Origin of the sequence: Photorhabdus sp. RW14-46, from assembly GCF_963887965.1 — a bacterium.
Lineage (GTDB): Bacteria > Pseudomonadota > Gammaproteobacteria > Enterobacterales > Enterobacteriaceae > Photorhabdus > Photorhabdus laumondii.
In genome coordinates, this window is record NZ_CAWPHH010000044.1 from 15,997 (window position 1) to 30,613 (window position 14,617).

At 41.6% G+C, this 14,617-nt stretch carries 13 protein-coding genes and 1 pseudogene; 10 read left to right on the plus strand and 4 right to left on the minus strand.

The window, feature by feature from the left end; all coding sequences use genetic code 11:
- Positions 1–416: 416 nt before the first annotated feature.
- The 4 genes from acuI to accC all read left to right on the plus strand — a co-directional run bounded on the left by acuI (position 417) and on the right by accC (position 3,918).
- Entirely contained in the window at positions 417–1,394 is a 978-nt protein-coding gene (gene acuI, locus AACQ38_RS21580; protein ID WP_112872326.1) for an acrylyl-CoA reductase (NADPH), read from the plus strand.
- A 209-nt stretch (positions 1,395–1,603) separates the two neighbouring features.
- The gene (gene aroQ, locus AACQ38_RS21585; protein ID WP_011148196.1) at positions 1,604–2,056 is read left to right on the plus strand and encodes a type II 3-dehydroquinate dehydratase; all 453 of its coding nucleotides are present in this window, start codon (positions 1,604–1,606) and stop codon (positions 2,054–2,056) included.
- Between the two features lie 29 nt (positions 2,057–2,085).
- Positions 2,086–2,556, plus strand: a complete 471-nt coding sequence (gene accB, locus AACQ38_RS21590; protein WP_011148197.1) for an acetyl-CoA carboxylase biotin carboxyl carrier protein — start codon at positions 2,086–2,088, stop codon at positions 2,554–2,556.
- Between the two features lie 12 nt (positions 2,557–2,568).
- Positions 2,569–3,918 carry an acetyl-CoA carboxylase biotin carboxylase subunit gene (gene accC, locus AACQ38_RS21595; protein ID WP_011148198.1) on the plus strand — a complete coding sequence of 450 codons (1,350 nt, stop codon included), beginning with the start codon at positions 2,569–2,571 and terminating at the stop codon, positions 3,916–3,918.
- Between the two features lie 792 nt (positions 3,919–4,710).
- Here accC and AACQ38_RS21600 read toward each other — a convergent pair.
- Entirely contained in the window at positions 4,711–5,898 is a 1,188-nt protein-coding gene (locus tag AACQ38_RS21600) for a multidrug effflux MFS transporter (protein ID WP_165579055.1), read from the minus strand.
- Between the two features lie 719 nt (positions 5,899–6,617).
- On the opposite strand from AACQ38_RS21600, the gene AACQ38_RS21605 reads away from it, so the two are divergent.
- From AACQ38_RS21605 to fis, 5 genes are all read left to right on the plus strand, one after another.
- A complete protein-coding gene (locus AACQ38_RS21605) occupies positions 6,618–6,860 on the plus strand; it encodes a YhdT family protein (RefSeq protein WP_011148207.1) in 243 nt (80 codons plus the stop codon).
- On the plus strand, positions 6,850–8,295 hold the full coding sequence (gene panF / locus AACQ38_RS21610; protein WP_165579056.1) for a sodium/pantothenate symporter: 1,446 nt from the start codon (positions 6,850–6,852) through the stop codon (positions 8,293–8,295). Before AACQ38_RS21605 ends, panF begins: the two co-directional genes overlap by 11 nt.
- Positions 8,296–8,337: 42 nt before the next feature.
- Positions 8,338–9,228 (plus strand): 50S ribosomal protein L11 methyltransferase, encoded by an 891-nt coding sequence (gene prmA, locus AACQ38_RS21615; RefSeq protein ID WP_058589822.1) that lies wholly within the window; start codon positions 8,338–8,340, stop codon positions 9,226–9,228.
- 283 nt (positions 9,229–9,511) lie between these two features.
- Entirely contained in the window at positions 9,512–10,477 is a 966-nt protein-coding gene (dusB, locus tag AACQ38_RS21620; protein ID WP_058589826.1) for a tRNA dihydrouridine synthase DusB, read from the plus strand.
- A gap of 25 nt (positions 10,478–10,502) precedes the next feature.
- Positions 10,503–10,799 (plus strand): DNA-binding transcriptional regulator Fis, encoded by a 297-nt coding sequence (fis, locus tag AACQ38_RS21625; RefSeq protein WP_010847912.1) that lies wholly within the window; start codon positions 10,503–10,505, stop codon positions 10,797–10,799.
- A gap of 475 nt (positions 10,800–11,274) precedes the next feature.
- Here fis and AACQ38_RS21630 read toward each other — a convergent pair whose 3' ends face one another.
- Positions 11,275–12,438, minus strand: coding sequence for a multidrug effflux MFS transporter (locus AACQ38_RS21630; RefSeq protein WP_165579057.1), 1,164 nt, complete (start codon positions 12,436–12,438; stop codon positions 11,275–11,277).
- Positions 12,439–12,541: 103 nt separating this feature from the next.
- On the opposite strand from AACQ38_RS21630, the gene AACQ38_RS21635 reads away from it, so the two are divergent.
- Positions 12,542–13,321 (plus strand): AraC family transcriptional regulator, encoded by a 780-nt coding sequence (locus tag AACQ38_RS21635; protein ID WP_165579058.1) that lies wholly within the window; start codon positions 12,542–12,544, stop codon positions 13,319–13,321.
- 195 nt (positions 13,322–13,516) lie between these two features.
- Here AACQ38_RS21635 and AACQ38_RS21640 read toward each other — a convergent pair whose 3' ends face one another.
- Both AACQ38_RS21640 and AACQ38_RS21645 read right to left on the minus strand, forming a co-directional pair.
- A complete protein-coding gene (locus tag AACQ38_RS21640) occupies positions 13,517–14,479 on the minus strand; it encodes a toxin PirB (RefSeq protein WP_242685651.1) in 963 nt (320 codons plus the stop codon).
- A 28-nt stretch (positions 14,480–14,507) separates the two neighbouring features.
- A pseudogene (locus AACQ38_RS21645) lies at positions 14,508–14,617 on the minus strand (IS630 family transposase); the annotation flags it as partial.

A 14,617-nucleotide genomic window follows, 5' to 3' on the forward strand; every position in this document is an offset into this window, starting at 1 on the left:
TACTTCTCCCAAACGGAGCAGAAAAAAACTGCATAAAAATGGGTTAATTTTACCAATTACCGCTTTTTGACCAGTAGTTATTCCGGTAAGCTCACATCGACCCATGCCTCTGCTCACGATGACCAACACTTAACTACAAGTATGTAGTCTGTGTAGTGAGCAAATTAATGATGTAATAAACTGCGACTAAAATACAATACTTTCTGCTAAAAAATAATAAAAAACAGAATTTTCTGAAATAGAGCGCCATATGCAACTAAACTGGAATATGACAACGAGACTACAGGTAAAAATGCGAATAAATTCTGTTTTATAATCCACCAACACTTTATTTTTTCTTATATACCTTATGTAAATTACCCATTTTTATCTATCCTTATTTAATGACAAAATCAATTACAGAGAACAGAACGATAATGAAAGCCTTGTTACTTAAGCAACAACAGAATCAATTATCAACGTCCATAGAAGAAGTTGATGCTTCTCATCTTCCCGTAGGAGACGTTACCGTCGATATTCACTGGTCAACCCTGAACTATAAAGATGCATTAGCCATCACAGGTAAAGGGAAAATTGTCCGCCAATTCCCAATGATACCGGGTATTGATTTCTCTGGTATTGTACACAGTACCGAAGATCCCCGTTTTCATATCGGTCAGCATGTATTATTAACCGGCTGGGGGGTAGGAGAAAATCATTGGGGTGGACTGGCAGAACAAGCCAGAGTTTCTGGCGAATGGTTGACACCTTTACCTGCCGGTTTGGATAGCAGACAAGCAATGATCATTGGTACTGCTGGCTTTACCGCAATGCTGTGCGTTATCGCCCTGGAACAAGGTGATGTTAAGCCAGAAAGTGGTGATGTTATTGTGACAGGTGCCAGTGGTGGTGTAGGAAGTACGGCGATAGCACTACTCTCACAACTTGGCTATTCCGTTGTTGCCGTTAGCGGTAGACAAGAAAATCATGAATATTTGTTATCCCTAGGGGCAAAAAAGGTTTTGCCACGCCATGAATTTAGCCAACCGCCTCGCCCATTGGAAAAACAACTTTGGGCCGGAGCCATTGACACTGTAGGCGGTAATGTATTGGCAACAATACTGGCCCAAACTCACTATAACGGTACTGTTGCCGCCTGTGGCCTCGCCGGTAATACAAATCTGCCAACAACAGTGATGCCATTTATTTTACGTAACGTACGTCTGCAAGGCATAGAGTCCGTCACTGTTCCATCAGTCAAACGCCCCACCGTGTGGCAACGCCTGCAAAAGCTATTACCCGCTTCTTTTTATCAGCAAGCAACCACAGAGATAACGCTGGAACAAACCGTGGAATACGCCAATAAATTGATAGCTAACCAGGTTACAGGACGTACATTGGTAAGAGTTCGTTAAGAATTGTGATTAGCCTCTAAAGTACAGTGGTTTTATTCTTGACATTTTTTCTGATAAGACCAGTATTTAGCTGCTAAATGCTACGATATCATTATAATGTCGCGCTTTGTCGCCGAAATGAACTTGTGGCTGTTATAAAAAGATGACAACTCGTTAATATAGGATTATGTTGGGGCAGTTGTTGACAAATTGCCGGAGATACCAGCACAATGGCAGGAAAGTTTCACATTTTACTCCTTAACGGCCCTAACTTGAATATGTTAGGAACCCGGGAACCTGATATCTATGGCAGCTTAACGCTTGATGATATCGTCAGCAAATTGTCTGAAGAAGCCCATCAATCAGGGGTTAAATTCAGCCATCTGCAATCCAACGCAGAATTTGAGCTGATAAATAGAATTCATTCTGCACAGGGTAATACTGATTTTATCTTGATTAACCCTGCTGCATTCACGCATACCAGCGTGGCACTGCGTGATGCATTGCTGACAGTAAAGATCCCATTTATTGAGATCCACCTCTCCAATGTTCACGCGCGCGAGCCATTTCGTCATCACTCATACCTTTCAGATCTTGCTGTTGGTGTAATCTGCGGTTTAGGAGTAGATGGCTATAGCTTTGCATTACAGGCAGCGGTAAACCGCTTGTCAAAATTCAACTAAATGAAACAGAAGAGTACGGAATCACACTCATGGATATTCGTAAGATAAAAAAACTGATCGAGCTGGTTGAAGAATCTGGCATTTCTGAACTGGAAATTTCTGAAGGGGAAGAGTCAGTGCGCATCAGCCGCGCATTAGCTCCCCAGAGTTTTCCGGCAGCTCAACAATATATTCCCGTTCAAGCACAACAACCTGCGCTGGCTAATGTTGTTGCGCCTTCTCAAGCTCTACCAGAAGCGATCAGCAGCAGATCGGCTGCAATCGACGGTCACGTTGTTCGTTCCCCAATGGTAGGTACCTTCTATCGTACACCTAGCCCAGATGCGAAACCATTTATCGAAATCGGCCAGCGTGTCAATGTGGGTGACACCCTATGCATCGTTGAAGCAATGAAAATGATGAATCAGATCGAAGCCGACAAAGCAGGTGTGGTTAAAAAGATTCTTGTGGAAAGCGGTCAACCCGTTGAATTTGACGAGCCATTAGTCGTCATCGAATAACGAGGCGTTCCCATGCTTGATAAAATTGTAATTGCTAACCGTGGTGAAATTGCCCTGCGTATCCTACGAGCTTGTAAAGAGTTGGGGATCAAAACCGTTGCGGTACATTCCTCCGCGGATCGTGACTTAAAACACGTACTGCTGGCAGACGAAACTATCTGTATTGGCCCGGCAGCTTCTGCAAAAAGCTACCTGAATATCCCGGCAATTATTTCTGCGGCAGAAATCACGGGTGCTGTGGCTATTCACCCTGGCTACGGTTTTCTATCTGAAAATGCAGATTTTGCTGAACAGGTTGAGCGTTCTGGCTTTATTTTTATCGGCCCAAAAGCAGAAACGATCCGCCTGATGGGTGATAAAGTTTCTGCTATCAATGCGATGAAAAAAGCAGGCGTTCCTTGTGTACCTGGCTCTGATGGCCCATTGTCTGATGACACGGAGAAAAACAAAGCCTTCGCTAAACGCATTGGCTATCCTGTCATCATCAAAGCATCCGGCGGCGGCGGCGGTCGCGGTATGCGCGTCGTCCGCAGTGATAAAGATCTGGAACAATCAATCAATATGACCCGTGCGGAAGCAAAAGCTGCTTTCAATAACGATATGGTTTACATGGAAAAATTCCTTGAGAATCCACGTCATATTGAGATCCAAGTATTGGCTGACGGTCAAGGTCAAGCAATTTATCTGGCTGAGCGTGATTGCTCCATGCAACGCCGTCACCAGAAAGTTGTCGAAGAAGCCCCTGCACCAGGAATCACGCCAGAAATGCGTCGCAGTATTGGTGAACGCTGTGCTAACGCATGTATCGAAATTGGCTATCGTGGTGCCGGTACTTTCGAATTCCTGTATGAAAACGGTGAATTCTATTTCATTGAGATGAATACCCGTATTCAGGTTGAACATCCAGTTACGGAAATGATTACCGGTGTTGATCTGATTAAAGAGCAGTTGCGGATTGCCGCAGGTATGCCACTTTCAATTAAGCAGAAAGATGTTGTTATTCGTGGTCACGCTATTGAATGTCGTATCAATGCCGAAGATCCGAACACATTCCTGCCAAGCCCAGGTAAAATTACCCGCTTCCACTCGCCGGGTGGATTTGGTGTACGTTGGGAATCGCATATTTATGCTGGCTACACCGTTCCCCCTTACTATGATTCAATGATTGGTAAGCTGATTACTTACGGTGAAAATCGTGACAATGCCATTGCCCGCATGAAAAATGCATTGGCAGAATTGATCATTGATGGCATCAAGACAAATATCGAGCTTCAACAGGCGATAATGAATGATGAAAACTTTCAGAATGGCGGTACTAATATCCACTATCTGGAGAAAAAACTGGGGTTACAGGAAACTTAAAACCCGTTTAATAGCATCAATACCTTTGAAGGAGCGCTTAAACGCTCCTTCGGATTGCTGACAAAGTGCGGCTTTTTAGCCGACACTTTGTTTTAATCAAGTTCTGTTCTCCAAACGGAATTTACCACCACGTTAAAACCCACCTTGAGGTAAAATCAGTGTGGTTTTAAAATCTGGAAAAAGGGCAAGCGCATCACGAAAAAACCGGTAAAAACGTTAGTCATTAAAGGTAAAACCGAAAGTGATTAAAGATTTTTTAAAGCAGGTAAAAAAACTCGGTACTATACTGATATTAGAAGAGAAAACATCAGGAAAAATGGCTTTTAAATCTATTAACCGCATTAAGAAAATTTTCTCAAACAAAAGATTTTGCATGACTGAAAGACGTTTTCGAAAAATGAAGATAATCGTTAAAAAAAGCTGAGAAGCTTTTAGATTAAACATGGAAAAAAGAACAAAAACGTTTAAAAGCATTAAAGATGATTAAAGAAATGAGCGCCCCTGTAATTTAAACTGGCTTTACACTATTTTAAATCGCCAATAATATGGCTTTTCTACGGTTCAATTAAACCGTTTCTCTTTATAAAAACCATTGCCCGTCAACTTCACAAATGATTTTTATATTGCTATACCCTATGAATTTCAAGATGCATCGCGACGGCAAGGGAGTGAATCCCCGGGAGCATAGCAAGCTATGTCCGGGGTGAGAGAGTGGGGGCAACTTGAAAGATAACAGGTATATATTATTAACCATTTTTCATTCCTATTTTAGTTTCTATTGTTTGTTTTTACTTACTTATTTTCTTTATCACCTCTATTACCCGTTATATAAATAATACTACCGACCAAAGAAACAACTGTGATGATAGATGCCACTTTAATAGGTTCATGATGAGATATATAACCAATAAGCAATGATGCCAGTCCCGCACTACCTAATTGCAATGTTCCCATTACGCCGGAAGCTGTCCCTGCCGCTTGAGAATGCGTGGCAATTGCCGATGCAGTACCTAGTGGTAGTAAAAAACCATTACCGAAAGTCAATACTGATATTGTTAGCACAGAAGTTATCAATGGGTAGGGACTAAAAAACATTTGTATCGTGAAAGCAATACCTCCAATAGCAAAAATGAGATAGCCATGAGAAATCGTCTTTCTCATGCCCTGCCGGCGACTTAATTTCTTCGCAGTAAGATTACCCAACACATAACTCAAAGAGAGCATTATATAGGTGTAACCAACATATTTTTCTGGTAATCCCATAGCGGTAAGAATAAATGGAGACTCAATCAAATAAGAAAAATATGCCGTATAAGCGAAGCAAGGTATTGCTGCATAGTAGAGAAATTCTTTATTCATTATCACTTGGTAAGTACTAACCAATACATTTTTAATACTTAATTTTTGGCGTTTATTTATTGGTAGTGATTCTTTCAGAACTAGCAAGCACAATATAAGCGTGACTGTTATAAATAAAGTAAGAAATAAAAAACAGGATCTCCAGCCATAATATTCACTTAACATACCGCCGATCATTGGTGCGATAGCGGGTGACATTCCCACAAAAGGGAAAATAATCAGATACAAATTGGCTGCCTCTTCTTTCTCCATCAGATCACTAATAATGGCACGACTTAATGTAATACCAGCACAAGCGCCTATTCCCTGAAATAAACGCAATAATAGTAACTCACTAATATGTGTACTGTAAAAAATACCGATTGTTGAAATCAGCCATATAATCATTCCAGAAATAAGAACAATTTTCCTTCCTAAACAATCACTTAATGGCCCATAAATAAGTTGAGAAAAGGCTATACCAAATAGAAATATAGTTATTGTACTTTGTATACTAGATTCGCTAACGTGATAATAGTTTCCCATCTTACTCAAGGCGGGTAGAAATATATCCGATGAAACCAACCCCCCCATAGAAAGAAAAGCCATTAAAACGATAAATAATAAAGATTTATTTTTCATGGACCATAACCAATCAATATAATAAACATTATCCCTGAATAAATTCCGTATAAAATAAAAGTCATGTACCAGTTAAATTTACATTAAATGCACACAATCACTTATTTAATGAAAAAACCAATACCTTGCATGTAAGAACAACAAATTACTTTGCATATTATCTTGTGCTGCAAGAATTAAGAACTCTTTATAACAACATAAAGACAAAATCCCACCCATGCTTTAGATTAATAATTTTTTACTCTATAAATACCCCCTCCAAGTATTGAGATACTTTTACACAACTTCTTTAATAATTAACTTTTACAAAAATAAATTCATGTAAATATTAATTAAAAAAATAGTAACACCAACATCACTTTTAGCAAACAAAAAAACATAGAATTTAAGTTCAAAAATGAATAAAAAAAACACAAAACACAACATATAATACTAAAAAAATCATTTTGAAATTCCAGCACGAACATGTACTTGCCCTTTTTGTACCAAGCACAATGCAGCATAGAGATCTATACCCTATGGATTTCAAGATGCATTGCGACGGCAAGGGAGTGAATCCCCGGGAGCATAGCAAACTATGTGACTGGGGTGAGCGAGCGCAGCCAACAAAGAGGCAACTTGAAGGATAACGGGTATACACAATTTTCCTGAATAAATCCGCATCTTGCCTTACAATCCTTCCCTTCCCATCCTAATTTATTTAATTACCGGAAGAACGAATGGACAGACGATTTGTTCAATCCCATAAAGAAGCACTTTGGGCTGTGTTCCTAACGCTTGCTTACCTTATTGGCTGGCTATTGACAGCCTATTTACCCAGCAATGCTCCCGGTGTCACCGGCTTACCTCGCTGGTTTGAAATGGCATGTTTGTTACTACCAGTTGTATTCATCATCCTCTGCTGGTTAATGGTGAAGTTTATTTTCAAAGAAGTCCCGCTGGAGGATGAGAATGCAAAGTGAAGTTATCTTACCTCTGCTTGGCTATCTTGCACTGGTATTTCTCCTGTCAGTTTACGCTTATCGACGCCACCAGAAAGGCCCCTTCCTGACTGAGTATTTCCTTGGCAACCGCTCAATGGGCGGCTTTGTATTAGCAATGACCATTACTGCCACCTATATCAGTGCCAGCTCATTCATCGGCGGGCCAGGAGCAGCCTATAAATATGGCCTGGGATGGGTATTACTGTCGCTGATTCAGTTGCCGGCAATATGGCTTTCCCTGGGTGTGTTAGGTAAAAAATTTGCCATTCTCGCTCGTCGCTATAATGCCGTTACTCTTAATGACATGTTGTATGCCCGTTATGGCAGTCGTTTTCTGGTTTGGTTTGCCAGCCTAAGCCTTTTAGTCGCTTTTGTTGGCGCGATGACCGTTCAGTTTATTGGCGGTGCACGCCTGCTGGAAACTGCTGCGGGTATCCCTTATGGTACTGGATTAATGATTTTCGGTATCTCTATCGCTCTCTATACCGCATTTGGAGGCTTTAGAGCGAGTGTCCTCAATGATGCCCTACAAGGACTGGTCATGTTGTTAGGCACTGTTCTACTGCTGGTAGCGATTATCTATAAGGCGGGAGGTCTGTCAGAAGCGGTCACCACATTACGAACAATTAATCCGGAGCTGGTTTCCCCACAAGGTGCAGACCATATCCTCAACGGGCCTTTCATGGCATCGTTCTGGGTACTGGTCTGTTTCGGCGTAATTGGGTTACCTCATACCGCCGTTCGTTGCATCTCCTACCGCGATAGCAAAGCTGTTCACCGTGGGATCATCATCGGAACCATCGTCATGACGATCCTCATGTTTGGTATGCATTTAGCAGGAGCACTTGGTCGAGCGATTATTCCTGATCTGACCATTCCCGATCAGGTGATTCCAACATTGATGATCACCGTATTGCCACCATTCGCTGCTGGAATTTTTCTAGCCGCACCGATGGCTGCCATTATGTCCACAATTAATGCACAACTGCTGCAATCTTCTGCAACCATCGTCAAAGATCTCTATCTAAACTTATTTCCACAACAAATCGTGCAGGAAAAAAAATTAGCCCGGATTTCCAGTTTTTCTACCCTGATTCTTGGTTTATTGCTACTTTTAGCCGCCTGGCGCCCCCCCGAAATGATTATCTGGCTGAATCTTCTGGCTTTCGGTGGCTTACAGGCCGTATTCCTCTGGCCATTAGTTCTGGGCTTGTATTGGGAAAAGGCCAATGCCTATGGCGCTATCAGTTCGATGATTACAGGGGCAACAAGCTACACTCTGCTTGCTAGTTTCAATATCCATCTATTGGGCTTCCATCCGATAGTGCCATCATTGCTACTTAGCCTATTGGCTTTCTGGATGGGCAATACCATCGGCCAGCGATTACCGCCAAAAGCCGTCAGACCACACTAAGTTGGTCACTTTTAATCTATTTTCAATTAAGGAGAATTTTTTATGCCCTGGATACAACTTCGATTAAATACTACAGGACAGCTCGCTGAATCCCTTGGAGATGCTCTAATGGAAAATGGAGCAGTATCAGTCACCTTTCAAGACAGCCACGATAATCCCGTATTCGAACCCTTACCAGGCGAGACTCGTTTATGGGGAGACACAGATGTCATCGGGCTTTATGATGCTGAAACAGATATGAAAGCAGTTATCAGCCAGCTCGAACAAGTTCCTGAGTTGGGTGAAAGATTTATTCATAAAATTGAGCAGTTGGAAGACAAAGACTGGGAACGTGAATGGATGGATAACTTCCATCCAATGCGCTTTGGCAACCGCTTGTGGATCTGTCCAAGCTGGCGCGACGTCCCTGATCCAGATGCTGTCAACGTTATGCTGGACCCTGGGCTGGCTTTTGGTACAGGTACTCATCCAACCACATCGTTATGTCTGCAATGGTTAGACAGTCTCAATCTGGAAGGTAAAACGGTTATCGATTTTGGTTGCGGCTCCGGCATACTGGCAATTGCGGCGCTAAAACTCGGTGCAACGCACGCTATTGGCATAGATATCGACCCACAAGCTATTCAGGCCAGCCGAGACAACGCAGAGCGTAATGGCGTTCTGGAGCATTTAACGTTATATTTGGCGAAAGATACACCAACCGATCTTGAATCTGATGTAGTAATTGCTAATATTTTGGCAGGCCCTCTGCGTGAACTTGCCCCTGTGATTGGTGCATTACCAAAACCGGGTGGCCTGTTAGGTTTGTCGGGTATTTTAACGAACCAAGCAGAAAGTGTTATTCAGGCTTATACTGATAAATTCGTAATCGATCCTGTTGCGGAACGGGAAGAATGGTGTCGGATATCTGGGGTAAAAATAGCAACAAATTGAAATTATTTTATTTTGTTATAATCGAAAGTGTAAATTTCAATCACTTATTGATGGCAATCCGTGCTATCAGCAAACTTACTGATAGAAAAATCCTAAGTGATAAACTTTACCAATAACATATAACACCATGTTATTTATGAATAATTATATTTACCCCAGCAGAAAAGTTGGAAAAAAGTTGTAACAAATGACGATTTGCTCAAAGTTTGGCCTTTCATATTTTGCGAAAAATGCGTAATATACGCGCCCTTGCAGTCACAGTATGGCCACTCTTTCTTCGTCTATGCGTATCGGACAATACCAGCTGAAAAACTGTCTTATTGCGGCCCCAATGGCTGGCATAACTGACCGCCCGTTTCGGTCACTATGTTACAAAATGGGTGCAGGTATGACAGTATCGGAAATGCTTTCTTCCAACCCTCAGGTCTGGAAGACAGACAAATCCCGGCTACGTATGGTTCACAGTGACGAACCGGGAATTCGTTCCGTGCAAATTGCTGGAAGTGATCCCGATGAAATGGCAGCGGCAGCGAAGATCAACGTCGCTAATGGTGCTCAGATCATTGATATCAACATGGGGTGTCCAGCCAAGAAAGTGAATCGTAAGCTAGCAGGTTCGGCTTTACTACGTTACCCAGAATTGGTCGAAAAGATCCTTTCTGCCGTTGTAAACGCAGTAGATGTTCCTGTTACGCTAAAAATTCGCACTGGATGGTCGCCAGAAGAACGAAACTGTGTAAAGATTGCCCAATTGGCCGAGCATTGTGGTATCCAAGCTCTGGCGATCCACGGCAGGACTCGTTCCTGTTTGTTTAACGGAGAGGCAGAGTACGACAATATTCGGACAGTTAAGCAGACTGTTGCCATCCCGGTTATTGCCAATGGCGACATTACTGACCCGCTTAAAGCCAGAGCAGTGCTTGAATACACCGGGGCTGATGCCCTGATGATAGGCCGCGCTGCTCAGGGAAGACCCTGGATCTTCCGGGAAATCCAGCACTATCTGGCAACAGGAGAACTGCTGTCACCGATGCCGATTGGCGAAGTGCAGCATTTAATGAACGAGCATATACAGGAATTGCACGACTTTTATGGTCCAGGCAAGGGAGCCCGTATCGCACGTAAGCATGTATCCTGGTATCTCCGGGAGCATGCTCCTGATGACCAGTTCCGGCGCACATTCAACACCATAGAGGATGCCAGCGAACAGCTGGAGGTGTTGGGGGCATATTTCGAAAATTTTGCGTAATATAAAGAAAAGAGCTGACAGAACTATGTTCGAACAACGCGTAAATTCTGACGTACTAACCGTTGCTACTGTAAATTCACAAGATCAGGTAACCCAAAAACCTTTACGTGATTCAGTTAAACAAGCACTGAAGAACTATTTTGCTCAATTAAACGGTCAAGATGTTAATGATCTGTATGAGCTGGTATTGGCTGAAGTGGAACAGCCATTGTTGGACATGGTGATGCAATACACCCGTGGCAACCAAACACGTGCTGCCCTGATGATGGGCATCAACCGTGGCACACTGCGTAAGAAATTGAAAAAATATGGCATGAACTAATCACTAAAGTTAGTTCATTAAAAAAGGCGCTGTACCTCTTGGTAAAGTGCCTTTTTTGCCAAACCAAGAAAAGTAATGCCGAATTTTGGGGGCCTTACGCAACAAAATGCAGATTATTAGGTTGCCTGGCAATCCTAAAATCTGCATCAAGCCTCTTTCTTGCCTATCTCACAGCGATATATACCCGTTATCCTTCAAGTTGCCTCTTTGTTGGCTGCACTCTCTCACCCCGGTCACATAGTTCTCTATGCTCCCGGGGATTCGCTCCCTTGCCGCCGCGATGCATCTTGAAATCCATAGGGTATAGAACGGTTTCGTTACTTATTGCCTTACCCTATAATTCCATTTTGGTTAGAGTATGTTAGTGTCCTTTTCAGACATAAAATTTTATTTTAAATACTCTTTTAACCGTAATTTACCAATATTCTTCTCTGATGGCTGACTACTTACAATCCAGAATCCGTCCAACGTCAGCTTATTCCGTAACTGATATATTATTTTCAGTCCTTATTAACATGAAAAAATTGATTATAACTAACAATAAAATAAAACAACCACAGCACATCAAGACAACACCAAGATGTTGGCTCCAACCCGCTAGCGCAAGACCTATGCCTAACATCAAATAATAAAGCAAGCCTAATAGCGCTCCTGCTGTTCCCAATCTATCCGTATAATTAATCAATGCAGAAGCCAAGATATTAGGGACTGCAATTCCGTAAGACAGAACAATCAAAACCATAGGCAAGATAAACAACCAGGTATCTTCCAGAACCATTATCATCCCCCCTCCTATCAGGGTGATAATAGAAGCAAGCAACATTAAGTTCGATGAATGCCACCTTTTGTTCAACAAGAATCTATTTAAAAAGGCACCAATACCGGCTCCCAGCGCCAAAAGCAATCCGGTATAACCAAACATCTCAGAGGAAAGTCCCAACCGTTCAAAATCGAATGGGGCCAATTGATAATAGCTAAACAAACATAGATTAAAGAACGCTATTAACAGCGCATTGCACCAAATTGCTACATCCTTAAGCATGATAATCAAAGTATCTATTAACGATATTGTTACCATTGACACTGGGCGGGTTTCAGGCAGACAAATAGCAGACCAACCTGATAGTAATACCGCAAGTAAAGATAAGCCGGAAAAGACACCTTTATATCCCCAGAAGTACACCAAAATAGAACCACTTACCATGCCAACTGCCGGACTTACTGCTAAAGCTACTCCCATGATAGAAAACACACGAGCTAATTCACTTCCTTGATAAGAATCTCTCATTATTGTTTGAGTTCCTACCGAGCCTACTGCGGCACCGAATGCAGATAACATTCTGGCGGCCAGTAATAATTCAAATTGGACGCTGAACAATGCCATTAATGAAGCACCGCTATAGAGTAATAATCCACTCAATATCGTTGGCCGTCTTCCTATGAGATCGCACATACGCCCCCAAACGACTACACCGATAGCAAAAGCGAAAAAATATAAAGATAAAGTTTGAGCGGCTTGCTCAACACTCACTTTAAATTCCTTTGCGATATTGGTTAATGCCGGGCTATAGATGGTTTCTACAATTTGTGGAAACATCATTAGCGCTGTTGCCAGCGTAAGTCCAAGTTTACGTTGCATTGTATTTTTCTTAATCAATTAGACCATAAAACGTAAATTAGCATGCTCTCAATTGTCGCATTACAATAATAAAGACAATTTATTTATTAAATAGGACATAAATATGACATGGCTTTCTCGTGATGATAGTTTTGATCCTGATAGCTTTGGAGTACCGGTAGTAGGGATTGCGGCTGAACTAGGCCAGCATGACTCAGGATTTCATCAACATGAAATGGGACAATTATTATTTACCCAGCAAGGGTGCATCAATATCACCCTGGCAGATCACTTATGCATACTTCCACCAACTCGGGTTGCCTGGATTCCACCGCGTATTATTCATAGAGCAGAAATAAAAGGCTCCGTCGGGTATCGTTCGATTTATTTAGATGTAAATCGGATCGGATATTTAGCAGAACACGTTGAGGTATTGGAAGTTACACCTCTGTTACGCGAAGTATTAGAGAGAATAGCGCTGGCTCCCTTTAATACAGATTGGTTACAAGGAGCTGCTGCTAACCTATTGGCTGTTTGTTTTGACGAAATCCATCTGGCAAAAAGAGAACCGACATTATTACCACTCCCTTTTGACCGCCGTTTGGCCCGTATTCCTATGACCACACTGCCACCAACACTCAAAATACTGGCAATGAATATCGGAGCCAGCGAAAAAACCATCAGTCGGATATTTCGCCGAGAAACAGGACTTAGCTATCAACAATGGCGACAACAGTGGCGTTTAATCAAGTCTATAGAATTACTAGCAAAACAGGGTAATTTGTCATCTGTCGCTAGCGAATTAGAATTTGCCAGTGATAGTGCTTTTGCAATCTTTTTCAAGAAAATGACCGGTCGATCACCAAGAGAATATATGTCTGCTTATAAGGAACGTAGTTATTGAAGTAAATAGTTATTGAAGTAAATAGTTATTGAAGTAAATAGTTTTTTAAGTAAATAGTTATTGAGGTGATATACAAAAATTGCCGACATCAAAGGAACCATTCACCATATAAACATAGACGTCGGCAAGTGCATCAAATAATTAAATAAAAGCTAATAACATTCTACGTACATAAAATATACTTGTTAAAAGCTATTATTTTTCATCATCATTTATTAACTGATAAGATACAGCGATATTTGCTGCCTGACCTGCTAATGGGCTGTAATCACTGGACAAATATATCCCTGCAATATAGTGACTTTCACCAACATAAAATTTCCTATATCGAGATGTTCCAGGTGCGCCAAATGACAATGAACGACCATCACTCAAAGTAAAGACCGCTTGATCAACAGCACCATTGCCCCATACTTCCAAACTGGTAATTCGACTGCCATTCAGAGAAATAGATGCCGTCTCACCAGATATTGTACCTAATCGATGGCTATTACCATCATCAAAAACAACTGTCAGCCCTCCGACTCTCGGAGCCCCTCCAATACGCACAATATGCCCCGTTAACGAATCTATCTTTCTTCTTTTTCCTCCATTAAGAGCCGGTTTGAGAGGTGGAGCCATATCTTTCTCTGGAGTCAATGCCTGAATTCTGGCTTTTGCTGTTTGACGATCAAAGAAAGTAGAATAACTTAAAACATCAACATAGATTCTATTATTTACCGACTCGGCTTCACTTAATTTATCCCAAATACTGATATATTCAACCCCATGTAAACGACAGTGACCATGAACAGACATAACATTATTTGCAACAGTGTCAGCCGTCGAGTTATTAAGAGCATCATTAAGCTCTCTATCATATATATTATTAATATAACTATTAGCCTGTTCTACCGTCTTTTTGATTAATCCTCGGACTTTTTCAATATCAATATCACTAAGCCCGATTTCATTTCTTCTCTCTAAACCAGCAACCCAATATGTTATCTGCATCATAACCGTAGTAGAAAACATGGGTAATATTTGATAGTTAACATCATCCGAAAAATTATTAAATTTTTTGTGATAACCATCTATATTTTCTGCCAGATTATTAAAAGCACTCCTCGCTTCTTCAGATCCTGGATGCTTATCAAGAAGGTCAGCAACGGTTGCCATTCGCTCTTGTATATATACCCAAGAAACTTCAAGATGCAGTTTTTAGCACCTGAAAATGGTCGTTAATTCTAGACATCAGCGAGTCCGCTATATCCGGTAGCGTTGTGGTGAAAAATTTGAAGACGTTGTCTCGAAATT